This window comes from Blautia marasmi, from assembly GCF_900258535.1.
Taxonomy (GTDB): domain Bacteria; phylum Bacillota; class Clostridia; order Lachnospirales; family Lachnospiraceae; genus Blautia; species Blautia hominis.
In genome coordinates this window covers 1-22,536 of record NZ_OIWX01000001.1, presented here as the reverse complement: position 1 = coordinate 22,536, position 22,536 = coordinate 1, and the positions used below count along the sequence as shown (strand labels likewise).

Annotated in this window: 25 protein-coding genes; 24 read left to right on the top strand and 1 reads right to left on the bottom strand. The window is 43.9% G+C overall.

The features are described 5' to 3' along the window. Positions 1 to 337: 337 nt before the first annotated feature. The 24 genes from C6P39_RS00125 (at position 338) to C6P39_RS27795 (ending at position 22,260) form a co-directional block, all read left to right on the top strand. Entirely contained in the window at positions 338 to 754 is a 417-nt protein-coding gene (locus tag C6P39_RS00125; protein ID WP_104802359.1) for a sigma factor-like helix-turn-helix DNA-binding protein, read from the top strand. A gap of 552 nt (positions 755 to 1,306) precedes the next feature. Further along, a complete protein-coding gene (locus tag C6P39_RS00120; protein WP_104802358.1) occupies positions 1,307 to 2,257 on the top strand; it encodes a hypothetical protein in 951 nt (316 codons plus the stop codon). Positions 2,258 to 2,270: 13 nt separating this feature from the next. Beyond that, the gene (locus C6P39_RS00115) at positions 2,271 to 2,861 is read left to right on the top strand and encodes a hypothetical protein (protein WP_104802357.1); all 591 of its coding nucleotides are present in this window, start codon (positions 2,271 to 2,273) and stop codon (positions 2,859 to 2,861) included. 76 nt (positions 2,862 to 2,937) lie between these two features. Then, positions 2,938 to 3,588: a phage terminase small subunit gene (gene terS, locus C6P39_RS00110; RefSeq protein ID WP_104802356.1), complete on the top strand. Its 651-nt coding sequence runs from the start codon at positions 2,938 to 2,940 to the stop codon at positions 3,586 to 3,588. Further along, positions 3,563 to 4,906, top strand: coding sequence for a PBSX family phage terminase large subunit (locus tag C6P39_RS00105; RefSeq protein WP_104802355.1), 1,344 nt, complete (start codon positions 3,563 to 3,565; stop codon positions 4,904 to 4,906). Before terS ends, C6P39_RS00105 begins: the two co-directional genes overlap by 26 nt. Positions 4,907 to 4,911: 5 nt before the next feature. Further along, positions 4,912 to 6,345 (top strand): phage portal protein, encoded by a 1,434-nt coding sequence (locus C6P39_RS00100; protein WP_104802354.1) that lies wholly within the window; start codon positions 4,912 to 4,914, stop codon positions 6,343 to 6,345. Positions 6,346 to 6,499: 154 nt separating this feature from the next. After that, positions 6,500 to 6,793, top strand: a complete 294-nt coding sequence (locus C6P39_RS00095; protein WP_242986833.1) for a ribosomal-processing cysteine protease Prp — start codon at positions 6,500 to 6,502, stop codon at positions 6,791 to 6,793. A 143-nt stretch (positions 6,794 to 6,936) separates the two neighbouring features. Continuing rightward, a complete protein-coding gene (locus C6P39_RS00090; protein WP_158661409.1) occupies positions 6,937 to 7,566 on the top strand; it encodes a phage scaffolding protein in 630 nt (209 codons plus the stop codon). A gap of 17 nt (positions 7,567 to 7,583) precedes the next feature. After that, a complete protein-coding gene (locus C6P39_RS00085) occupies positions 7,584 to 8,453 on the top strand; it encodes a hypothetical protein (RefSeq protein ID WP_104802352.1) in 870 nt (289 codons plus the stop codon). 5 nt (positions 8,454 to 8,458) lie between these two features. Then, a complete protein-coding gene (locus C6P39_RS00080) occupies positions 8,459 to 8,728 on the top strand; it encodes a hypothetical protein (RefSeq protein WP_104802351.1) in 270 nt (89 codons plus the stop codon). Positions 8,729 to 8,738: 10 nt separating this feature from the next. Then, positions 8,739 to 9,143 carry a head-tail connector protein gene (locus C6P39_RS00075; RefSeq protein ID WP_104802350.1) on the top strand — a complete coding sequence of 135 codons (405 nt, stop codon included), beginning with the start codon at positions 8,739 to 8,741 and terminating at the stop codon, positions 9,141 to 9,143. Next, the gene (locus C6P39_RS00070) at positions 9,133 to 9,546 is read left to right on the top strand and encodes a DUF6751 family protein (protein WP_104802349.1); all 414 of its coding nucleotides are present in this window, start codon (positions 9,133 to 9,135) and stop codon (positions 9,544 to 9,546) included. The genes C6P39_RS00075 and C6P39_RS00070 overlap by 11 nt, the downstream gene beginning before the upstream one ends. Continuing rightward, entirely contained in the window at positions 9,546 to 9,872 is a 327-nt protein-coding gene (locus C6P39_RS00065; RefSeq protein WP_104802348.1) for a minor capsid protein, read from the top strand. Before C6P39_RS00070 ends, C6P39_RS00065 begins: the two co-directional genes overlap by 1 nt. Next, positions 9,869 to 10,303 (top strand): hypothetical protein, encoded by a 435-nt coding sequence (locus C6P39_RS00060; RefSeq protein ID WP_104802347.1) that lies wholly within the window; start codon positions 9,869 to 9,871, stop codon positions 10,301 to 10,303. Before C6P39_RS00065 ends, C6P39_RS00060 begins: the two co-directional genes overlap by 4 nt. A 4-nt stretch (positions 10,304 to 10,307) precedes the next feature. Beyond that, positions 10,308 to 10,871, top strand: coding sequence for a hypothetical protein (locus tag C6P39_RS00055; protein WP_104802346.1), 564 nt, complete (start codon positions 10,308 to 10,310; stop codon positions 10,869 to 10,871). Between the two features lie 127 nt (positions 10,872 to 10,998). Next, the gene (locus tag C6P39_RS00050) at positions 10,999 to 11,394 is read left to right on the top strand and encodes a DUF6673 family protein (RefSeq protein WP_104802345.1); all 396 of its coding nucleotides are present in this window, start codon (positions 10,999 to 11,001) and stop codon (positions 11,392 to 11,394) included. Next, positions 11,391 to 11,990: a Gp15 family bacteriophage protein gene (locus C6P39_RS00045; RefSeq protein ID WP_104802344.1), complete on the top strand. Its 600-nt coding sequence runs from the start codon at positions 11,391 to 11,393 to the stop codon at positions 11,988 to 11,990. The genes C6P39_RS00050 and C6P39_RS00045 overlap by 4 nt, the downstream gene beginning before the upstream one ends. Positions 11,991 to 12,015: 25 nt before the next feature. Beyond that, a complete protein-coding gene (locus C6P39_RS00040) occupies positions 12,016 to 16,485 on the top strand; it encodes a phage tail tape measure protein (RefSeq protein ID WP_242986831.1) in 4,470 nt (1,489 codons plus the stop codon). Then, the gene (locus C6P39_RS00035; protein ID WP_104802343.1) at positions 16,485 to 17,327 is read left to right on the top strand and encodes a phage distal tail protein; all 843 of its coding nucleotides are present in this window, start codon (positions 16,485 to 16,487) and stop codon (positions 17,325 to 17,327) included. Before C6P39_RS00040 ends, C6P39_RS00035 begins: the two co-directional genes overlap by 1 nt. A gap of 9 nt (positions 17,328 to 17,336) precedes the next feature. Next, positions 17,337 to 17,951 carry a hypothetical protein gene (locus C6P39_RS00030; RefSeq protein ID WP_104802342.1) on the top strand — a complete coding sequence of 205 codons (615 nt, stop codon included), beginning with the start codon at positions 17,337 to 17,339 and terminating at the stop codon, positions 17,949 to 17,951. Further along, on the top strand, positions 17,936 to 19,381 hold the full coding sequence (locus tag C6P39_RS00025; protein ID WP_104802341.1) for a siphovirus ReqiPepy6 Gp37-like family protein: 1,446 nt from the start codon (positions 17,936 to 17,938) through the stop codon (positions 19,379 to 19,381). The genes C6P39_RS00030 and C6P39_RS00025 overlap by 16 nt, the downstream gene beginning before the upstream one ends. Positions 19,382 to 19,390: 9 nt before the next feature. After that, positions 19,391 to 21,634, top strand: a complete 2,244-nt coding sequence (locus C6P39_RS00020; protein WP_104802340.1) for a hypothetical protein — start codon at positions 19,391 to 19,393, stop codon at positions 21,632 to 21,634. A gap of 9 nt (positions 21,635 to 21,643) precedes the next feature. After that, a complete protein-coding gene (locus tag C6P39_RS00015) occupies positions 21,644 to 21,844 on the top strand; it encodes a hypothetical protein (protein WP_104802339.1) in 201 nt (66 codons plus the stop codon). A 14-nt stretch (positions 21,845 to 21,858) separates the two neighbouring features. Then, the gene (locus tag C6P39_RS27795) at positions 21,859 to 22,260 is read left to right on the top strand and encodes a hypothetical protein (protein WP_242986829.1); all 402 of its coding nucleotides are present in this window, start codon (positions 21,859 to 21,861) and stop codon (positions 22,258 to 22,260) included. Between the two features lie 8 nt (positions 22,261 to 22,268). On the opposite strand, the gene C6P39_RS27725 is transcribed toward C6P39_RS27795, so the two are convergent. Then, on the bottom strand, positions 22,269 to 22,536 hold a 268-nt coding region (locus C6P39_RS27725), incomplete at its 5' end, for a hypothetical protein (RefSeq protein WP_242986827.1).

Sequence of the window (22,536 nt, the reverse complement as noted above, 5' to 3'; positions counted from 1 at the left end):
AGTGTGGAGACTATATAGTTTCCGATTCAGTATCATCAGGATATGGGCGGGGAGATTTATGAGGGTAAAGAGTCTTGGATTTGCGAAAGAGATTTCTAAATTGACATTATGGAAATGTTAAAAAAATGAGGAATTGGGCGATTGTACATAAAAGTGGATGGATTGAAAATTTATATAGAAAGACATATATGGAGTAACCGGGTAAAGCGGTGGAGGATAATCAAATCTGTTACTTATTTCCCAGAAATGGATAAAGTGATTTTTACGGATACACGTGTTAACAGTTTACACCAGAATTAAGGAAACATGGTGTAAGCGACGGAGGGAGGCAATACCAGTGGACAAGAAAACATTGAGACAGTACAGAGCGTTGTTGAACGAGCAGATACTGAATGACAAGGCGATAGACAGGCTGTATGACCGTGCGACACAGGTTCCTACTGTTATGGGGAAGGTGGTAGGCTCCAGCCATGACTTTCCCTATATTGAGGTAAGGTCATCAGTCCAGATGGATGAACCGAAAGAGGCTGATGAGATTGAGCGGAGGTTGCGGATCAGGAAGGAGAGACAGGAGCAGATCAGGTCGGCGGTAATAGAGATTGAGCAGTACATAGCAGAAATTCCGGATAGTGATGCACGGCAGATATTTGAGATGGCATACATTGATGGAAGAAAACAGCATGAGATAGCAGATGAACTTGGATATAGTAGGGGAAGGATACCACAGATTATCAACCAGTATCTAAAAGATTAGCACAATTAGCAAAAATAAGTGATATTATTATCATAGAGCCAGTGGGCGAAAGCAAACGGCTCCTTTGGATGTTGACTATCCTCCTCTTGTTGTTCGTCTGCCGGGTGTTATGGCCCGGTGGCTGATTTGCCGATATTGTAATCTCTCATAAGACGGGTTTGTATACTATAACGGGGCAACGCTGCAGGGCACATACCGGCATAAGTCAGCAGTGTATATACTTTAAGCTGCAATGTCCCAGGTCTGGGATAACAGCACCGCCGTAGCGGTGCTATATGTGGAATATACCATCAATGGTAGATGGGCAGGGTCACGCCCTGGGTTCCGGTCCGATTCCGGATGTTCCGTTTCGCCGTAAGGCGATACTCCCCCAATACATTTTATTTAAAAATACCTTACAAAATTGTAGGGTATTTTTTAGATAATAGTTCTATAGACAAATGCGAACATATGTTCTATTATGGAAATATAACTTCTTTACATGGAATTGTTGAAATAGGTCAGTAAATGGCTTAAAATGGTAACATATTCAATGTATTGGAGGGTTAACAAATGAATAAGATAGGATTGGCAGTATATGGATTAGAGATATATCAAACTCGGCGTAAAAAGAAAAGATTGAATACTGTTAATAGTAGAGTTGATTTTTTAGATATAATGGATTTGTTTTTACATAGCAGTCAACAACAATTTGATACTGACAATTATAATGAAACAGTTTTTAAAGTAGAAAGAATTGAGAGAGATGAAATCTATAATGAAAACGGACAAAAGATGTATTCATATATTTCAGGGGTTGTGAAGACCGGTGAATATGGAACAGAATCAGAATTGGTTAATAGAAAAACCAAAAAAGTTACACATAATAAAACAATAGATGAGGCTGAGGTAATACCGTTCGCGTTTTATGTAGCAACTCCTCATGGAAATACCAAGAAAGGCATCATTATTTTTCAAACAGAAGGCCGCTATGGAATGAAAGGCAGCTTTGAGAAAAGATTAAAAAAATATATGCAGAATCTTTACCCGGATTTGAGCTTTACAATGGGGACAATAGCACCTGTTGAATATATTGAGAGATATTTAAGAGATGGATTTTTAAAAGAAATTAAAATGATTAAATATGGGATACCAAATGATGTTTCAGAAAGAAATGGAATTTCTAAAAAACCGGAGGATAATGTGTATGAGGAGAGAATAATTCATAACCCATTAGGATTTTTGGATAAAGGAGCTGATAAAATAAGGGAAACATTGAGAAGCCAGAGAATATATACAAGTATTGTTGAGATTCCGGATTTTGATTATGATGTGTTGAAATTCAATTTTACAAAAGGAAAGACAAATAAGACTATTAATATGTCAAATATAGATTCGATCGTAATTGTTGAAGATATAACAGAAACTGCTGGTGTAAATAAAGGACATCCATCGTATTTGATTCTTAAGGATGAAATGAAAAGGACAGCTACAGATTATTTGCATGGAATGGGTGTTGTATGAAAGAGATGATAAAATGAAGCAATTGGTAGCTTTTATTACAAGCTCTAATGGAGTATTATGCATTTTACTGGTGATGGTGCTTTTTATTCGCTGTGTATTAAAGATAAAATATTTGTCCATAAAAGATATTGTTATAAATCATGTAAACTGTTTTAGAAATCCACAAGGGAAATTATTATTTGTACCAGTATTTATGTATATAATACTGCCTTTTTTAATAGCTATTTGTATTGCAAAGAATAAAGTGATTAATGGTGATATATTGAATCTTATAACAATAATCATATCTATTTTAACAGCTATGTTATTTACTTTGTTGACTGTAGTTATGGATATGAAAGAAAAGGTAAAGGCAAATAAAAAATATTCGGCGAATGAAGCGGATACTATTAAAGATGCTTTAAAAGAAACATATTATACTATAATGTTTGAAATTCTTATTAGCATACTATTACTAGTGCTATGTTTGATCAATGTTTTTGTGGCGGAATATACATTGATTCAAAGCGTACTTATTTATTATTTTTCTTTACTTATGGTAATTAATTTACTTATGATTTTAAAAAGAATATCTGCAGCCTTAGATGTTGAGATTGAAAAATGAAAAGATATTATGAGAGGCAGCTTTGGCTGTCTCTTTTTACAGTCAAGAAAACGAAACGATTGAGAGGTGGTGATAGATGCCAAGAAAACCAGATGAGAGAGCAAGCCAGGCAAAAGATATGTTTTTGAATGGCAAGAAATTAGTTGAGATTGCAAGTCAACTAAATCTGTCGGAAGGGACTATCCGGCGTTGGAAGAGCACGTATAAGTGGGAGTTTGAACATTCGGAAAAGGCTATTGGATGCTCGCAAAGAAGAAGAGGCGGTCAGCCAGGGAATAAAAATGCTATTGGGCATGGTGGAACAGGGCCGCCTGGAAATAAAAATGCTGTTAAGACGGGAGAGTTTGAGACTCTCTTTTTTGATGGTTTAAATCAAGAGGAGCACCAGTTGCTGGATGTGATACAGCCAAATAAAAAGCAGCTGCTTATGCAGGAAATAAAACTCTTGACAGTTAGAGAATATAGGATGTTGAAAAGAATAAATGAGATAAGAGCGCAGGAAGAATGTAATGATAATATTCAATTGATACAAGTCATTGAAGAGGCACTTACTAGGGTGCAGGCTAAACAGCAAAGAGCTATTGAAACATTGCATAAGTTTAATTTTGATGACGCTCGTCTTAAGCTGCTTAAAGCTCAGACCGAAAGGCTCACACGAGAGAGACATGATGATGACGGAGAGAACGGGGTGGAGATTATTAATGATGCACCAAAAGAAACAAGTTAAGATATCAGACGTTATAATTTCTAAATATCTTCCGCTGTTTAATGATCGAAAGCACCGTCACATAATCCTTACATCAGGCCGTGCCGGAACAAAATCCAGCTATGTTAGTATTGCGACTGATTTTAGGATTATGGATGAAGCAAACACATCCTGTGTAGTCTTACGCAAGCACCACAATAAGTTGCGTAAAACGGTATATAAGGAAATGATTCGTGGAATCAGTCGACTTGGGGTTAGCAAAAAGATGTTTAAAATCGGAAAATCGCCGATGGAGATAACATATAAAAAGAATGGCAATACCATTTATTTTTCTGGCTCTGATGGAGTGGACGATACAAAGGGAATCATCGACGAGGATAAGCCAATTAAACTGGTTGTCTTAGATGAACTGACAGAATTCTTCGATGATGGTGAAGGAGAAGCGGAACTGGCCAATATTGAGGCCACATTTGTACGTGGTAATCAAGGCGGATTTCAAATGATTTATCTTTATAATCCGCCGAAGAATCCAAATGCGCCTATTAACGAGTGGTGCCAAAAAATGGTTAAGCGGAAAGACTGCATACATATCCATACGGATTACAGAGATGTACCTGATAGCTGGTTAGGGCCTGACCTAATAGATGCTGCAAAAGTTTTGGAGCAGTCTGACTACAAGATGTATCGTTGGGTATGGCTTGGCAAAAGCACCGGTGTAGATGACCTGATATATTACATGGTTAGACCGGAACTGCATTTTTATGATGGACTCCTGGAAGAAGAGAAAAGGTCAATGGGAGAAATCGGTGTCGGTGTCGATTATGGGCAGAAGAATCCAACTGTATTTGAGGCGTTTGGCATAAGCTATGGGCGGCAGGTTCTATGTGGTTTGGATGAATGGTGCCACTGTGGAAGAGATGAAGGGCAAAAGTCCCCGTCCGAATATGCAAAGAAGCTAAAAGATTTTTGTGAGCAGTTGGAGAAAGAATATGATCGTGTTGTGAGCTGGGTATTCATTGACCCTTCCGCAGCAGGCCTTATCGAGGAAGTGCGGCGAATCATACCACACATAGATGTTATTCCGGCATTCAATGATGTGAAGCTGGGGATCAGTAGAGTACAGAAGTTCTTTTCCTTCCAAAGAATTTTGATTCATCAGAATAGACAGAAACTACTGATCAAAGAATTAGGGTTATACCAGTATGACCCCAAAAGTATAGAAAAAGGCAGGGAAGAAGTGCTGAAGGTTAATGACCATGCAGCAGATGCTGCAAGGTATCTGGTGTGCGGGATGTGGGGCCTGATAGCTGAGTTCCTACCTATGACAGAAAGAGAGTGATAGCATTGATACAGTACGAAGGCATTAAGAAAGCCTTGGGTGTAGACATAGCGGTATCCCCGGAGATGGCAGAGGCAATATATCGCTGGCAGCGTATGTACCGCAATAAACCACCTTGGCTTAGTAAGGATGTAAGAGGGTTAAATCTTCCTGCGGCAATCAGCTCTGAGTACGCCCGCCTTGTTACAAATGAGGTAAAGATAGAAGTCAGCGGCAGTACAAGGGCAGCGTTTATCAATAGGCTGCTTGAGGGATTTAAAGGGAATCTTCGCAAATATGTGGAATTTGCCGGCGCTACAGGGGGAATTTGTTTTAAGCCATACCCCACTGGAAATACAGTTGCCGTGGATGTGGTTAGAGCTGGTAACTGTTATCCAACAGAATTTGATTCAGCTGGGTCAATGACAGGAGCAATCTTTCCGGAATTCAGACGTAAAGGCAAAAAATTGTATACAAGACTTGAATACCATAGCTTACAGAGGGGGAGATACATCATAGTAAATCGGGCTTTTGTGAGCACAAAGGCTATTATCAAAACCGATGAAATTGTACAGCTTGGCATGGAGATAAGGTTAGAGGATATAGACGAATGGGCGGACATTTCTCCATATGAGGAATTTCATAATGCAGACTGTACACTGTTTTCATACCTCAAAATCCCTATGGCAAATAACATAGACCCGGATTCTCCGTTAGGTGTTGCTGTTTATTCTAGATCCGAGAGGCAGATACAGGATGCGGATGAGGTATACGGGGCAACACTATGGGAATACAAATCGAAAGAGACAGCAATTCAGGCGTCAAATGAATACTTTAAAAAGAATCGGCAAGGCGATGTGCTCCTTCCAAAAGGACAGGAACGCTTATATTATCCAATGGGGAATGGGATTACGGACCCTGCAACAGGTAAACCTCTATTCAATGTTTACTCCCCCGATATCCGGGACCAGAGCTTTTTTAATGGGTATAACCGGATTATTCAGAAGGTAGAGTTTAACTGTGGTTTGGCATACGGGACCCTTTCCGATCCGCAGAGTGTGGAGAAGACTGCGGAGGAAATCAAGGCGAGCAGACAGAGGTCATATTCCACGGTAAAGGATATCCAGAATAGTACAGAGGAGGCCATCCGCTCACTTGTCAGGTCTATAGAGGTTTGGATAGACTGGGGGAATCTTGCACCGCCCGGCAAAGTCGAGGTGTCCTGTGACTGGGATGATTCCTTGATAGTAGATAAAAAGTATGAGCTGGAGCAACTCAGAGCCGACCTGGCTGCCGGGATCATTGGTCCTGTAGAATTCAGGATGAAGCGTTTTGGAGAGACTGAGGAGCAGGCAAAAGAGGCACTTGAAAAGATACAGTTTCTGAAAGTGGATCAGGGTCATATAATAGATGAAGCCGAAGGAAATGGGAAACTATCCTTAGATAAGAAAAATATTTAACAGGCTCTAGGAGAGTATTATGTCTGATCTGGTTAGCAGGGTTAATAAAAACGGGGTAAATATCATATACGACATACTATGTGTTGTGATATTAATAGAATCATTTAATATGGGAAAGTGTTATTTGGGGGCCATTTAGGAGAGGTGATGTTGTTTGATTATAGTAACTATAGGACGTACCGGAGTAGATATCAGCGGCCATGCAGGATATGATAAACAAGGCCGGGATATCGTATGTGCTGCGGTATCAATTCTCACATATAACCTTATACGATCCTTGGAGGCCCTATCGTCTGATGGGGTATATGCAGAAGAACGACAGGGATATACAGCCATTATCTGGAATAACCTTTCAGAGATAGGCAGGATACTGATTGATTCCTTTTTCCTCGGCATATGTGCCATAGAGAGGGAGTATCCAGGTGTGCAAATCAAATATGGAAAATAAGCGCGTAGGGAGACCTGGGTGCTTTTTATTGTCCAATACCGGTTAAGACGTTTAAAATGTCTCGGAAATTGACCGACAAGTCATTTAAACTGTATAGCCCCCGGAAGACACCGGATATAAAAACGCAGGCGGAAAGGAAGAGTATGGATTTAAAGGAACTATTAGGAGAAGAGCTTTATGCCCAGGTAGATGCGAGAATTACGGAGGTGAATGATGCAGACAGTAGGAAAGAAAACCCCGTAAAATTTGTTGACTTGTCAGAGGGAGCTTACGTTGGCAAAGAGAAATATGCAAACCTGAAAACAGAAGCAGATGGCTATAAAAAACAGCTTACAGATGCCAATGCTGCTATTGAATCTTATAAAGGTATGGATATAGAGGGCATTAAAAAATCAGCGGATGAGTGGAAGCAGAAATACGATACTGACACAGCGGCGTTGACACAACTGATTGAGACCCAGAAGAGGAGCTTCGCGGCCGAGAAGTACCTAGATAGTCAGAAAATCAAGTCCCCTCTTGCGAGAAAAAGCATCTTTTCGGAATTTATGTCCCAGAATCTTGAGTTTAAGGACGGCACTTTTGTAGGTGCGGATGAATACATGAAGAAGGTAAAGAAACAGTATCCGGATGACTTTGAAGCTGAGCAAAAGGAAGTGCCTCTGAAAAAAAGTACTTGGGTGAGAGGAACATCAGGAACGTTCAAACCGGCGACAGTATCTTCGGAAGAAGCATACAGACAACAGAAGTATAATAAAAACAAATATTATAAGTAGTAAAGGAGATATGACATATGGAATATGGTGGATATAACGTTAATGAGAAATATAGTCCAATTGTAGCACCTAATTTTTATTTTGATGCGGTTTTTCAGCCAGGATTGACTTATAGTGACCAGTATCAGGGTGATGCGGAAGGTGCAGGAGCAGTAAAGATTTTCAAATTAGCGGCTAAGGCTGCGAAAGCACCAAAAAGTCCGGCTTCCGATTTCGAGCACGGAAATGCAGATAATGACCTGATCCCACTGCTTTTAAATAACCTGCAGCAGGAATCTACAAAAATTTACAATGTTCAGGCAGATGCGGTGCCGTATGATATGGCAGATGCACATCTTTCCCAGTCTGTGCAGGTATGCCGTGAAGGATGGCAGATGTCCGGTCTTGCATGCCTGGTAAATGAAGGGACTGTGTTGGAGGATACTGAAGCAATTACAAATACAAATATAATCTCCAAAATTATTGCCGGCAGGAAGTACGTTCGTAAGCAGAAAGCATCTGCGAATGTGGTACTTGCGTCAGTCGAGACCTATAGCACAATGCTTGAACAGGCAGGGGATAAGTTCACTCCGGTAATCAATGATGAGATTGTAAGGACTGGCCAGATGGGATATTGGCTTGGTATGCTGTGGGTGGAGTGTAATATGATGGACTTAGCAAATGAGGCTAAATACTATGATTTTACTGGTACACTGAAGACAGTTGACCTTACCAAAGTTGATTACATTATGTATGATTGGAGAGGTCTGCATATTGTTGACCTGTTGTCAATGGCACGGCTGAAAGATTCAGAGAACTTTAATGGAACTTTAGCACAGGTGGAGATTTGTACGGGATACCGTCTTGGTGATGCAGATTATGCTGTGATAAAAAAACACGGAGCTTGACAAGATTGACGGTTACTTCAGTAGCAGGTAACACGAGCGGTTCTACTAAAATAACGGTAGAGCCGGCGCTGTCAAGCGGCAATAGCTACAAATATAAAGTGGCAGCAAACCCCACTCTGCCAAACACAGGCCAGGAGTGTAAGAGCGGATATACTGCATGGAATGGGACAGCAGATATTACAGCGGCAGCAGGTCAAAAAATAGTTGTTGTTGAGGTGGATTTAAACAATCGCTGCATTGGTGCAGGTATTACAAGTTTAACAGTGGCGGAATAGAGGTGAATGTGTGTTACGGATAAATGTAGACTATCAGTATTATACAGAAATTTTTAAGGGAGATGTACTGGATGAAGCCAGATTCAACAGGTTTGCCAAGAAAGGAGAACTTTTAATAAATAAGATGACTTATGGCCGTATCCATGAAATGGAATTATGTACGAATGACCTGGAAGCTGTGAAGGCGGCTATATGTGCTGTGACGGAAATACAAGCAGAGAATTTTAAAATGAGAGAGGCAACCGGCGGTCGTTTAGCTAAAGGTATCAATACAGATGGGGAATCCGTGACATATGCGGATACTCCAACAGAGCAGACAGAGGAGGATACTCTATACCAGAAATGCTATTCTGAGGCGCGTCTTTATTTGGAGGATACTGCGCTTTTGTATCCGGGGGTGTTTCATGATTATTAATGCAAAGGTGACCATTTACAATCGGAGAATCAACCCCGACACTAAGAAGGTAGAATATTGGGGCCATGTATCCTCCTGTCACTATTATTGTGAAAATAAGGTGATAATAAGTGATAAGGAGGGTGGCGGGTTAAAATATGCAGATGTCTATAAAATCCGCATACCGGAAGTATACCTGGAGGGGTATGTCCCACCGGATGAATATATGAAGCTGTCATATAATACGAAAATGACTGCATGGACAGTGGACAAGGGAGATTTGTTTATTTTAGGTGAGCATAATTTGCGAATAAAAGGGATCAGTGACCTGCAGAAAACACTCCGTCCATACGGCTGCGTGGACAACTATGGGGATAACAGGAAAGGTGGAATCCCTCACATAAGATTTGGAGGTTGTAGATAATGGGACAGTCAGGATTTGTACTAAGGATAGACCCTGCTGATAAAATACTGGGCAAGCGTAAGATGGGAGTTAACGGACAGGCACAGCTCTTTTTATCGAAGAATATTGCTGATAAATGTCTTTCTTACATTTCAAGTCAAAATGGAAACTTTCAGAATAGCGTAAAGGTAGATCATAATGGCGTATCCTGGAATACTCTGTATGCAAGACGTCAATTCTACGAAAACAAGGCAAAAAGCTTGTGGCATATTAAAATGTGGCGTGACAGAGGAAAGGAAATCGTTGACAGTGTTGCACAGTTCTGCGATTGCAGGGTAACAAGATGAGTGTAATTGAATCAATCAGAGATTTTATAGCGACTTGCCCATCTATAGATGAGCTGGATACTATGTTTCCGCAGGTTAATGTGGATAAACTGGAGTCAGAGCCGTCATACAGCATTGAAAGTATTCCATCTGACCCGATTGTAAAAAGATGCATCAATGGAGACAGCATACGCAGAGTGACATTCTATCTGTGCTCAAGGAACATATATGGGGCAGAGGAGAACCTGGATACCAGTCAGTTTTATGAGAATTTTGCGGATTGGCTGGAAGCGTGCACTCGGACTAAACAGCTCCCTGTTTTAAGTGAGGGACAGACGGTAAGGTCCATAAAGGCCAATACGCATGGATACATCAACGATACTGAGGCAACCTATGCCCAGTACCAGATACAGTGTGAATTACAATATTATCAAAAAAGAAAGGTAGGATAAGTATATGGAAAGATTAAACTTGCAGAGATTTGCAGATACCGAAGCGGTACAGAGATACCAGGAAGCCCTGTATATCAATGTTGGAGCAGCAGGAGCTAATGTATTTGAGTTGTTCGGCACAGGGGTTACAAAGGCGGATGAAAGTTTTGACACGAAAACAAAAGAAAGTCGTTACATTAATCAGAAATCAACTTCTCAGAGTATCACAGGATATGGATACTCTATCGGATATGAGTATGAAAATATTCCGTCAGAGAAGGCAGTGAAAATGATTGATTCGGTAGCCAAGAAGGAGAAAGTGGGCTCTGAGGCGGAGACGGACCTTGTAGTTGTATCTCTGTATATGGTGAAAGAGGCAAGTAAGGGATATCCGGCAAGAAAAAGGAGAGTAACAATATCTCCGGATTCCAATTCGGATAATGATGGAACAATGGTAGGGTCCGGTAGTCTTTTGGGAAAGACAGATTGGGAATATGGGACCTTTGATGTTGAAACAAAAGCCTTTACAAAGGATGATACAATTGCCTTAAAGTTTGATGTGGCAGTATCTGCGCCGGCGGGAAATTAATGGGTGCTCCGGTAATAACGGCAGCCGCAGCACCGACCAAAATGGCCGTGAAGAAGATGGGTGTAAAAACTGTTTAGTAAGAGGCTGGGGCTGAATAGCCCTGGCTCTTTTTATGGAGGAAAATAACATGTACGTTAATTTTGACGAATTGAACTTTGATGCAACGGATGCGGACACACTTAAAAAATATCTTGAGGCTACAAAAGCAGTATCAGCAAGAGCCAGCGCGAATAATGCGGAAATGGAATTACCAGAACAGTATCGAGGTCTCTGTAAATCCGTAAAAACTTGTTATGATGACATCTTTGGTGCCGGTGTAGGAGAAAAAATATGCGGAAAAAAAGATTCTTTAAAAATTTGCACAAATGCATTTAGAGAACTGGTAGAGGAATACAAACGCCAGATGCAAGAACAAAATAAAGCTAATGCAGCCCTTGTAACTGCATTGGATGCAGTGCAGGAAAAATCCGACAAAAGAAATGCAGATATGAATGTGCAGAGGAAGGTTGTTGATATAGATTGAAACTGACAGAGCATCTCCCCACATCAGTGGAGATTGTAGGAGAATTGTATGCAATCAAGACTGATTTTCGGGATATCCTCCGGTATGACGAGCTAATCAGGGGACAGGATGACGGAAGTATGGTTTTAAAGGCGATCAGCATGCTTTTGGGTGATGATATACTGCAAAAAGCAGACATAAGTGTGGATATGGTTGTGGATGCAGTTGGCTGGTTCGTACAACGGGGCGAAAGTGAACAGAAAAACACGCTGCCAAGGGCTTCGTTGGGATTAAATAATGCAATACCTATGGATTTTAGGAAAGATGCTGCATTGATTTATACTGCATTCCTCCAGACATACAAAATTGATTTATATGACATTTCATATTTGCATTGGTGGAAATTTAACTGGATGTTGGAGGATATTTCTTCTTTGTGTCGATTATCTAAAGTTATAGAATATCGGACAATTGATACCAAAAATAAGAATCTATCCAAGGAGCAGAAGAAAGCTTACACTGCTCTGCAGAGATATTTTCGTATACAGGAAAAACGTACACGAGAGGACGAAGTGATTGTACAGGCACTCCTGGAAGGAAGGGACCCGTTTACATAACAGCCAGAAAAGGCAGGTGGATTAATTGGCTGATGGCAAGATTACAATTGATACAAGTATTGATAATGCCGGTGCACTAAAAGACTTCAAAAAACTGACAAGTATTGTTAGTCAGCAAAGTAATACTGCAGCAGAAGCGGTATCAAGTGCATTTGCTAAAATTGGTTCCGCAGCGAAGCATTCTGCAGCAATGGCTGCTACGGCTTTAGCGGGTATAGGGAGGACTTTGACCACAGCGGGCGGATCTGCAATAAAAGTGGGATCCGATTTTGAGGCGGCTATGTCCACAGTTGTGGCTGTTTCGGGTGCTGCCGCTTCTGATATTGCAAGGCTGTCAGAAAAAGCCAAAGAGATGGGCGGAAAGACAAAGTTCTCCGCCTCTGAGGCGGCAGAAGCAATGTACTATATGGCTGCGGCGGGTTGGGAGACAGAAGAGATGCTGTCGGGTGTTGAAGGTATTATGAACCTCGCCGCAGTATCTGGAGAAGACCTTGCAACCACATCGGATATCGTGACAGATGCTTTGAGTGCCTTCGGTCTGCAAGCCAGTGATAGTGGCCATTTTGCGGATATCCTTGCGGCTGCTTCTAGTAATGCGGATACTAATGCTGCTATGATGGGCGAGACATTTAAGCATACTGCATCTGTGGCCGGAGCTATGGGATATTCTGCAGAGGATACTGCCCTGGCGATAGGCCTGATGGCAAACAAGGGTATTAAGGCTAGCCAGGCTGGTGTATCCCTGAGAGGTATCATAACTAGACTCGCCAAGCCTACAAAGGAAGTGCAGGGGGCAATGGATACCTTGGGTATTTCCCTTACGGATTCGGAGGGGAATATGAAGTCCCTGGATACCATTATGCAGGAATTACGAGAGGGATTTTCCGGTTTGAGTGATGATGAGAAGGCCGCGGCAGCAGCAGCTTTAGGCGGCCAGGAGGCCATGTCCGGGCTGTTGGCTATTGTTGGCGCGTCTCCTGAAGAGTATAAAAAGCTTCAAAATGCCATTGAAAACTGTGATGGTGCATCTGGGCGTATGGCAGAGACTATGCTGGATAATCTGCAGGGGAGTATTACAATCCTTAAATCATCGCTGGAAGGCTTGGGGCTTGAGGTTTATGAGGGTATGCAGGAGCCGCTTAAAAATGCTGCTGATTGTGCAATAGAGGACGTCAACAGGCTGACGGATGCCTTTAAGCAGGGAGGATTTGAGGCGGCTGTAGAAGAGGCTGGAGGTATTCTCGCCGGGCTTGCATCAAAGGTGGCACAGTCTGCACCCAAAATGATAGATGCGTCTGTATCCGTCGTAAAATCCTTTATAAAGGGGATAGGGAATAATAAAGAACAATTAAAAGTTGCTGCAAATGATATAATAAAATCATTGTGTGACGGGTTGGTGAAACTCCTGCCTAATGAAATGCAGGAACCCGCACAGAAAGCGCTGGGTTCCCTAGTGCGGACCTTTAAGGCAGGTACACAGAACCTTATGAGCATTGCGCAGTCAGTTCTCAATCCAATAGGAGCACTGTTTAACGCACTCGGAGGTAACATGGATACGGTGATTCCGAAAGTTGTCAGTGTCGTGACTGCATTTAAGACTTTTAAATCTGTATCTGGACCTATATCGTCTATAGTGGGTGTAGTAAAAGAGTTGACAGGAAATATGAAAGGCGCGGAGATTGCAACGGCCGCACTAAATGCTATTATGGCCGCAAATCCGGCAACACTTATAGCAGGTGCCATAGCTCTTCTTGTAGGTGGTTTGGCTTCTTATATAGTCACTTCTGGTAGGGCTGATGAACAACAAGACGCTTTTAATAGAAAAATGGATGAACTGGGAGCTTCCATTGAAAAGACACAGAATGACTTAGATACTTTAAAAGACTCCATGTCAAATACCAGCTCATCTATAGAAGCGTCAAGTGCTCCCATTGAAAAATGGAGAGGAAAACTTGAAGAGGCTTTTGATGAAACCGGTCATGTAAGAGAAGGCTGCGAAGATATGGCAAGCTATATCTTGGGGCAATTAAATGATGCAATGGGGACCGGTTATGAACTGACAGCAGAAGGGTTTATACAGAATAATGAAGGGGTTCAGCAATCTCTAAAAGATATAAACAGCTCCATAGATGAATATGTTCGTAATCTTAAACAGAAATCTTTGCAGGAGGCAACATCTAGCCAGTACACAGAAGCACTACAAAAACAGGGGGAAGCACAAGGAGAACTGAATGAGGCTCAGAAAAGGTATAATGAAGCATTAGAAGCGTATTCAAAGGCGGTTAAGGAATATACCGAGTCTCATGACGAAGAGGCTTTTGAAAAAGCACAGACAAATTTAGAGAATACCAGGGAAAAATTATCCGAAGCAAGTAAAGCTGCAGTCGATGCTGGCACAGAGATACAGGGGTTAGATGCAGTCATGAATAAGCTGGCGGAAGGTACACCGGAAAGTGTACAAGAAGCTCTGAATATGTATTCTCAAATCCCTGTAGAAGCAAGAAATGCAGCCGATGGAGTAGCCGTAAGCCAGGAAGTCATTCAACAGGCACTCGGTTCTACAGACTATACTACCATGACTGAGGGATTTCATCTTGCTATTATGCAGATAGAAGAATCCGGTGGTGAAATACCAAAGAGCTTGAGATCTTCTATTTTACAAGCTTTATTGGCAGTTGGTGAACTTGGCGGCGAAGGAAAAGAGCAGATGCAGCGCTCAATGGGAGAGATGCTGGAAGGGATGAGTGGAGAAATCCCGGCCTTTAAAGATGCATCTGTTATGACATCTGAAGAAATTTTAGACGCTTTCCGCGGATACCTGGTTGATAGTGGAGCATTGGAAGGTACTGGAAAAGACATGATGGACATTCTTTCCGGTAAAATCTTAGATGGTGGCCAGACGGCAAAGGAATCGGCAGGAGAAAAGGCTGAAGAAATTGTTGAAGAAACTGTGCAAACTATCAACGAGGGCAAATCGGAGGTAAATGAAGCTGGTGCAGACCTGATGGAAGAAATTCCAGAAGGTGCATCCGGGGTTGACACAACTACGGTCCCTGCAGAAAAAACTGAAGAATCTATAGAAGCAATGACAGAATCAGCTGACGCTGGAAAAGAGCCAGTAAATGCAGCAATGACTGAAGTGACCGAAGAGGTGAACAATGGAGCCAGTTCAGTCGATACAACAACGGAAGCTTCTGAAACAGGTACAAATGCGGTGCAAGCTCTTATAGATGCAATAAATGGCCTGAAAGACACTGTTCAGTTAACTTCTGCAAGCATAGGTTCGGCGGCGAATGCGGGTATTGCTTCAGCTAATATGCCTACAGTATTTGGCACAAATGCGCAGGCGGCTACAGATACGGCAAATCTTACTCTCATGAATGGGGCAGCACAGGCAGGTACCTACGGTGCAAATTTTGGCTATTCAACAATTGCCGGGCTTACAGCCTCAAACATGCCTGGCGTATTTGCGGGACAGGCAAATGGCGCATCATTCAATTTTGCAAATGGTATGCTATCAGGAGCAGGCCAGGCCAGTGGTGCGGCAGCGGCCGTAGGCAATGCTGCGGGAACGGGTCTACAGAATTCGGGTATCGTTGCGGGATTCCTGGGTACAGCCACTATCGCAACAAATACCCTGAATAGTACCATTCAAGGGAGTCAGGGGACTATATCATCAGCAACATCAAATCTAGGGCGCTCGTCTGCATCTGCTTTGAAGGGTGTGAATTTGGGCAGCAATTTCCAGTCCCAGGCCCGATCTGCCGTTAATATGTTTTGTGCCGGGATTCGTGGGCTTACATCGTCAGCAGTAAGTGCTGCAAGAGCGTTGGGGACCAGCAGTATACGAGGGCTGAGTGAGTGTAATCTGTCCACTGCAGGAAAGACACAGGGTTCACAGTTTGCAAGTTCATTTTCTTCTGGTATCAATTCCGGTAGCAGTTCTGCATCCGCATCTGCCAGGGCGGTGGGAAGCAGTGCATTAAGCAGCCTAAGCGGCTATTCTGGCAGTGGATACGATATAGGTGTCCAATTCTCTGCAGGCTTTGCGTCTGGTATCAGAGCCGGTGGTGGCGGAGTTGCCGCAGCGGCGGCAGACGTCGCAAATCAAGCGGTAGCAGCCGCACAGCGAAACCTTAAAGTAGCATCTCCGTCCAGAGTGATGCGCGCAATAGGCCGTTGGTATGACAAAGGCCTTGAAGTTGGGATACGGGAGAATACGAAGGGCGTTGAAAAAGCCGTTGACCGGTTATCTGATAAATTGACGTTTGACCCCAGTGCAATGTTGGCCAAGATGCGGGGTGACTTTGACAGCAACCTGAACAGGATCGCTGGCAACCACCTGGCACAAAAATACATGACCTCTGTAACCGCACCGGAGCTGCAGGAGCCATCGAAAGTAGAGCAGACAGTAAATATATACCAGCCGGTCAAATCCCCGGTAGAAACAGCGAGAGAACTGCGGAGAGTAGGAAGGGAGCTGGCATTTGGATAATGGAAAAGATAATATTTAAATTCCGGAAAGGAGAAGAGGAACTCGTCCTGGACGATTCCTCTTTTTCTGTTGTGGCCTATGAAGGAATAGAATCAACGGATTATGACCTGCTGACAGAGGAGAATGTTGGATATGCGGGTGAGCGGAAAAAGCGGATGAAGATCCTCAAGCGTCCGATATCCATTGAATTTGAATATCTTAGGTACGATGATATACCGGAAACGAGACAGCGGCTGATAGGGTTCTTTTCGCCATACAGCAGCGGGGACCTGACAGTTGATTTTATGGGGACAGAGCGATCAATAGAGTACGAGGTGCAGAAACTGAGATTCGGGAACCAGAATATTTTTGAGCCAATCTCCTGTCTCTTAGAACTTATCTGTGTGGATCCGGATTTTCAGACGCCGTATCACCTTATGGAGGCAATCAGCACGTGGGTGGACGGGTGGAAGTGGAAATTTAAGCTGCCCTTTCATATGAAACGCCGGGGAGATCCGGAAGTGAACATCGTGAATGACGGCCATGTGGAGACGCCTATAGAGGTTGAGTTCCACGGCCCTGCAGAAAATCCCAGGGTGTCAAACCTGACTACAGGGGAATATGTACAGGTGAACAGGACACTTACCAGTGATGATACCCTGTTCATCAACACCGCGTTCCGTAACAAGACTGTGGAGATCGAAAGAAACGGTGTCAGGGAGGACGCCTTTGATTATATAGACCTGGGCTCGACCTTCTTTTCCCTGCGGTTGGGGGATAACCTGCTGGAATACAGCACCCAGAACGACCTGAATCCGCAGAGTGTCATCATCCGGTATAAGAAAAGGTACCTGGGAGTATAGGAGGAATACATGGAAAGCTATGGTTTTTTTAATGGAGATAACGAGTACGGACAGGACGAGTTCAACCGGTATTTCAAAAATATATATGAGGATGGCTTGAGTAGAGGGAGTAACGGCAGCCTTACTTTGTCTGCCTCACTAAGCGGCGAATCGGTGATTTTAACGCCCGGTTTTGCTATTATGCAGGGTTTTTTTTACTACAATGACAGTAATAAGAGTATCCCGCTTACCCGTAACAGCAGTTATAAGGTGATTTATCGTCTTGTTCTGCGTCTTGATTATGAGAGTAAAACAATACAGGCCGTGCTCAAAGCAGGTACTGCCGGCAGTACACCCACAGTGCCGGCACTCACAAGAGATGCATCACGATATGAACTATCCCTGTATCGCATTGATGTCCCTGTGACCGGTCAGATAACCATAACTGACGAGAGATTTAATACAGCAGTATGCGGCGAGATACGGCCGAAGAATTTGGCCGGATACAAAGAGATGGTGGAAGAGTATGACCGGCAGTTCCAGGCGTGGTTTAAAAATGTGCAAGGCACTGGCTGGCGTAACATTTTTGCACAGGCTACAGAGCCTGGAGGGGCGGTGACAGGAGCCATATGGATAAACGGATAAATATCCGGTTCTTTGATCCGGATATCAATTTTATCGGGGAGATTACGGACTACACGGCCCTGATCCACGTGAGCAAGTGGAAAAGCTATGGGGACTTCGAGATCCATTCCTCTGTGATGTATGACAAGCTCTTCCGGGATGGGAACATTATCATGCTGGACAATGACAGGAGAAAGTCCGGAATCATAAAGTACATCGGTGTGGATGATGAAGAAGGCAGTTCCGTGGAACTGAAGGGCTTTTCCCTACTCCATATGTTGACACAACGGATTACAGTTCCTCCAAAAGGAAAGGCACATCATGAGTTTAGCAAGTCTGCAGCCGAAGATATTATGACAGCTCTTGTAAACACAAATGCAGTCTCCCCTACGGACAGCAAGAGGAAGATCCCCAAACTTGTAATAAAGCAGAGTGCTGGCAGGGGTGACCGGCTGACCTATCAGACAAGGTACGACGTGCTCACTGACTGCCTGGAGGAGTTATGCAGTGCATCTGGTATGGGTGTCTGCATATCCTTGGATCCGGTGAATAAGCAGTTCGTGTTTGAGGTCCTGGAAGGTATAGACAGGTCCGTAAACCAATCTGATAGACCACCGATGATATTTAATGTCAATTATGACAATATACAAAACCGGGAATATATCCGCGACAGTAGCGAATACAAAAACTGTGCTTATACTGGTGGGCAGGGGGACGGAGTAAACCGGGTGATAAAGGTGATCGGCAGCGAAAAGACAGGGCTTGACCGGTATGAGCTGTTTGTAGATGCAAGGGACGTGGAGGATGAAGCGAATCTCCCGGACCGAGGGAAAGTAAAGCTGGCTGAATGCGAAAAGATTGCCTCCTATACCTGTGAAGCTGATGCTTCACTGTATCAAAGAAAGTGGGATCTGGGGGATGTGATCACAACGAAAGATGCAGAATGGTCCCTGCTCCTCCATGAGCGTATCACGGAGGTGATGGAAACACTCGATTCGGACGGATATGTTGTGGAGCCGACATTCGGCACTGCAACGAAGACTATTATTGAGAAGGTCAATGCAGTCAGCGGGGATACAGCAAGAAACGAGAATACACCAGGACCAGAGGGAAAACAGGGGCCGCAGGGATACAGCATACAATACCGCTGGGATGGCACAAAACTGGGGATTAAACGAGAGGATGAAGGTGCTTATAAGTATACAAACCTTCAGGGGCCTGCCGGAAAAGATGGGCAGGACGGAAAAGACGGTATGAGCATCACCTATGTGCACACGCAAATGCAGGCGCAGGCAGTGTGGCAGATCACCCATAGCCTTAATAAGTTTCCCAGTGTGGATATCGTGGATAGCGCCGGTTCCGTGGTCATGGGAGATATCCGGTATATAGACCGCAATAATCTGACGGTGAGCTTCACGGCCGGATTTGCTGGTACTGCATACCTAAATTAGGAGGAGAGCATGGATTTATTAACAAACCTAAATTTAAACAAGAATGAGCTGCAGAATGCACGGATACAGAATCTTGCAACCGCTCCAACCAGTCCTGTAGAGGGGCAGATATACTGCAATACGACAGACCATGTTGTATATGTGTATGTTAATGGGGCATGGAAGAATATCATTTATGCTTATACGGGTGAAATATTTACGTCAGCCTTGAAAACAAAACTTGATGGTATTGCCACAGGGGCAACAAAGGTTGAAAAGTCAACCACTAACGGTAATGTGAAGATCAATGGTGCTGAGACTGTGGTCTATACCCATCCAGGCAGTGGGACAAACCCACACGGGACTACAAAAGCGGACCTTGGCTTGGGGAATGTAGAAAATAAATCAGCGGCCACGATACTGAATGAGCTTACAAAAGCAAAGATAGCGGAGAAGCTGGGATTTACACCCACAAAGATAACCGTTGGGCCGGATGCTGATAAAGGTACAGCCTCCGGCAGCAAAGCATTATACATCGCTACGGATACAAAAAAGATCTGGCTTGATAACGCCGCCAATGCCTGGCTGCAGGTTGGCGGGCAGGATACGATCGCGTGGGTGAATGTGACTGAAAAACCATCCACGTTCCCACCGGCAGCACATAACCACGACAGTGTATATCTTGGGATCAATGCCAAAGCCAAAAGTGCTGCTGTTGCTGACAGTGTTACCTGGCCGGGTGTAAGCGGGAAACCATCTACTTTTACGCCACCTGTGGCAAGCGCTACGATATTAGGTGGTATCAAGGTGGGGGACAATCTGAGCATCGCGGCGGATGGAACACTAAACGCGAATGATGACCCTACGAGTTACATCGTAAAACAGCAGCGGTTCACAGCGACAGCAGGACAGACAGCTTTTACCCTGACCGGTGGGAAATATCGCCCAGGAATAGGGGCCTTAGCTGTCTTTTTGAATGGAGCTAAAGTCAGCAATGAGATCGTGACTGAGACATCCCAGACAGTATTTACTCTTAAAACGGGTGTGTCATTAGGTGATACGGTCCTTGCAGAATACGTGGAGCTGATAAATGTAGAGCCGTATCCGGTGCATGCTTCGGAGCATTTATCTGGAGGGGCAGATCCTTTACCAGTTGCAACACAGTCGGCTGCTGGTCTGGAATCAGCAGCCGATAAAAAGAAACTGGATGGTATCGCAGAGGGCGCAAATAAATATGTTCATCCTGGCAGTGGAACGAACCCGCACGGGACCACAAAATCTGATGTTGGTCTGGGAAATGTGCCCAACGTTGCCACCAATGACCAAACGCCTACGTTTACTGAGGCTACGGCCCTTGCAAAACTGACATCTGGAGAAAAGCTGTCTGTAGCATTTGGTAAGATATCTAAGGCAGTCACGGACCTGATAGCACATATCGCAAACAAATCAAATCCACACGGCGTCACGAAAGCCCAGGTAGGTCTGGGGAGCGTGGACAATACATCGGATGCAAATAAGCCTGTTTCTTCAGCACAGCAGGCCGCTTTGAACTTGAAGCTTAACACCTCACTGAAAGGTGCGGCCAATGGCCTGGCGGAACTGGACAGTGCAGGAAAGGTTCCGGCGGCACAGTTACCGTCCTTTGTGGATGACGTTCTGGAAGGGTATTACTATAGCAGCAAGTTTTATAAAGAGGCTGCGCACACCACTGAAATTGCCGGGGAGACCGGAAAAATATATGTGGATATTCCCTCAAACAAGACATACCGGTGGTCAGGCACAGCATATGTAGTCATTTCCGATACGATAGCCCTTGGTGAAACTGCATCCACTGCCTATCGCGGTGACAGAGGAAAAATTGCGTATGACCATAGTCAGAGCGCCCATGCCAGGACAGACGCCACTAAAACAGAGAAATCTACCACAAATGGAAACGTGAAGATCAATGGGACTGAGACGGTGGTATACACACACCCGTCTACCCATGCAGCCAGTATGATAACACAGGATGCCACACATCGGTTCACAACTGATACGGAAAAAGCAGCTTGGAATGCCAGGCCGAAGAAGTACAGTGCGGATGTGCCGGCCAGCGCTTCAGCAGCTATCACGCACAATCTGAATACCCAGGATGTGACTGTTACTGTACGTGAGAAGGCAAGCCCCTATAATGTCGTATTGTGCGACATACAGGTGACAGGTGTTAATGTGGTGACACTACTGTTCGCGACAGCTCCTGCGGCAGGGAAGTACAGGGTTACGGTGACCGGATAGGAGGCGGCTATGAGGATATTTGGCAAGGAGTTCACCTACAATGGATATAAGGTCTACCATGCTGGTGATAAGCCGACCGCTGCAGACGTTGGAACATACACAAAGGCCCAGGTAGACCAAAAAATCACAGATGGTAACGGAACGAAGATAACTGCAGCAACTGCCGCACCGAGCAGCCCAGCAAAGGGCGAAGTGTGGATCAAAGTCTGAAAGGAGAATAGAATATGGCTACAACAAAAAAATCACAGTTTAAGATTAACAATGGGACGGATTGGGACACTTATCATTTTGAGACAGATAGTACCCAGGTAAAGCACAAAAAGAGCGACGGCACAGAAACCACGGTAGAAAATGTACTAAACTCCGCTTTAGGGGAAATGGGAATCCAGGTAGGAAGAATAAGCATTACACCTAAAGCAAATACGCCTACTACAAAGCATTTGACTTTTCCAAAACCCTTTAAAGGGCAGGCGATAGTCTTGTTGACCCCTGTTTCAGGAGTACCAGGTCAAAAGGTGCTTGGCGTAGGTACATTAAATAACACCAGTGATGGATGTGATGTTATTTTAACGAGAACGGAAACCACAGAGACTGTAATTGCTTGGACCGCTATCGGGCCTGTATAGAGTATTGGTTACATTTGCCCTATTGCGATCCAGACCAAGATAGTCTCTATATCATCTTTCCTTGTGACATAAGCATCAAATCCATTTAATGTATTATTACTCGTACCACACCCTAGTATAAAAGTACCAGGTACCGATGTTATTGGAGTGAGTACAACGCCAGGCTGACTTTTGAATGGTTTTGGGAACGTTACCTTCTCCTTGGTGGGTACATTGGGTTTTGGTGTTAGTGTAACCCTACCGATTTGTATTGCCATTCCCCCTAAAGCGGAGTTT

Bases quoted from the DNA above. Each gene is read 5' to 3' on its own strand.
- C6P39_RS00070 (WP_104802349.1), top strand. From the start codon at position 9,133: ATGATTATTAATGCAAAGGTGACCATTTACAATCGGAGAATCAACCCC.
- C6P39_RS00020 (WP_104802340.1), top strand. From the start codon at position 19,391: ATGGATTTATTAACAAACCTAAATTTAAACAAGAATGAGCTGCAGAAT.
- C6P39_RS27795 (WP_242986829.1), top strand. From the start codon at position 21,859: ATGGCTACAACAAAAAAATCACAGTTTAAGATTAACAATGGGACGGAT.
- C6P39_RS00085 (WP_104802352.1), top strand. From the start codon at position 7,584: ATGGAATATGGTGGATATAACGTTAATGAGAAATATAGTCCAATTGTA.
- C6P39_RS00115 (WP_104802357.1), top strand. From the start codon at position 2,271: ATGAAGCAATTGGTAGCTTTTATTACAAGCTCTAATGGAGTATTATGC.
- C6P39_RS00120 (WP_104802358.1), top strand. From the start codon at position 1,307: ATGAATAAGATAGGATTGGCAGTATATGGATTAGAGATATATCAAACT.
- C6P39_RS00105 (WP_104802355.1), top strand. From the start codon at position 3,563: ATGATGCACCAAAAGAAACAAGTTAAGATATCAGACGTTATAATTTCT.
- C6P39_RS00055 (WP_104802346.1), top strand. From the start codon at position 10,308: ATGGAAAGATTAAACTTGCAGAGATTTGCAGATACCGAAGCGGTACAG.
- C6P39_RS00090 (WP_158661409.1), top strand. From the start codon at position 6,937: ATGGATTTAAAGGAACTATTAGGAGAAGAGCTTTATGCCCAGGTAGAT.
- C6P39_RS00035 (WP_104802343.1), top strand. From the start codon at position 16,485: ATGGAAAAGATAATATTTAAATTCCGGAAAGGAGAAGAGGAACTCGTC.
- C6P39_RS00015 (WP_104802339.1), top strand. From the start codon at position 21,644: ATGAGGATATTTGGCAAGGAGTTCACCTACAATGGATATAAGGTCTAC.
- C6P39_RS00065 (WP_104802348.1), top strand. From the start codon at position 9,546: ATGGGACAGTCAGGATTTGTACTAAGGATAGACCCTGCTGATAAAATA.
- terS (WP_104802356.1), top strand. From the start codon at position 2,938: ATGCCAAGAAAACCAGATGAGAGAGCAAGCCAGGCAAAAGATATGTTT.
- C6P39_RS00050 (WP_104802345.1), top strand. From the start codon at position 10,999: ATGTACGTTAATTTTGACGAATTGAACTTTGATGCAACGGATGCGGAC.
- C6P39_RS00060 (WP_104802347.1), top strand. From the start codon at position 9,869: ATGAGTGTAATTGAATCAATCAGAGATTTTATAGCGACTTGCCCATCT.
- C6P39_RS00030 (WP_104802342.1), top strand. From the start codon at position 17,337: ATGGAAAGCTATGGTTTTTTTAATGGAGATAACGAGTACGGACAGGAC.
- C6P39_RS00025 (WP_104802341.1), top strand. From the start codon at position 17,936: ATGGATAAACGGATAAATATCCGGTTCTTTGATCCGGATATCAATTTT.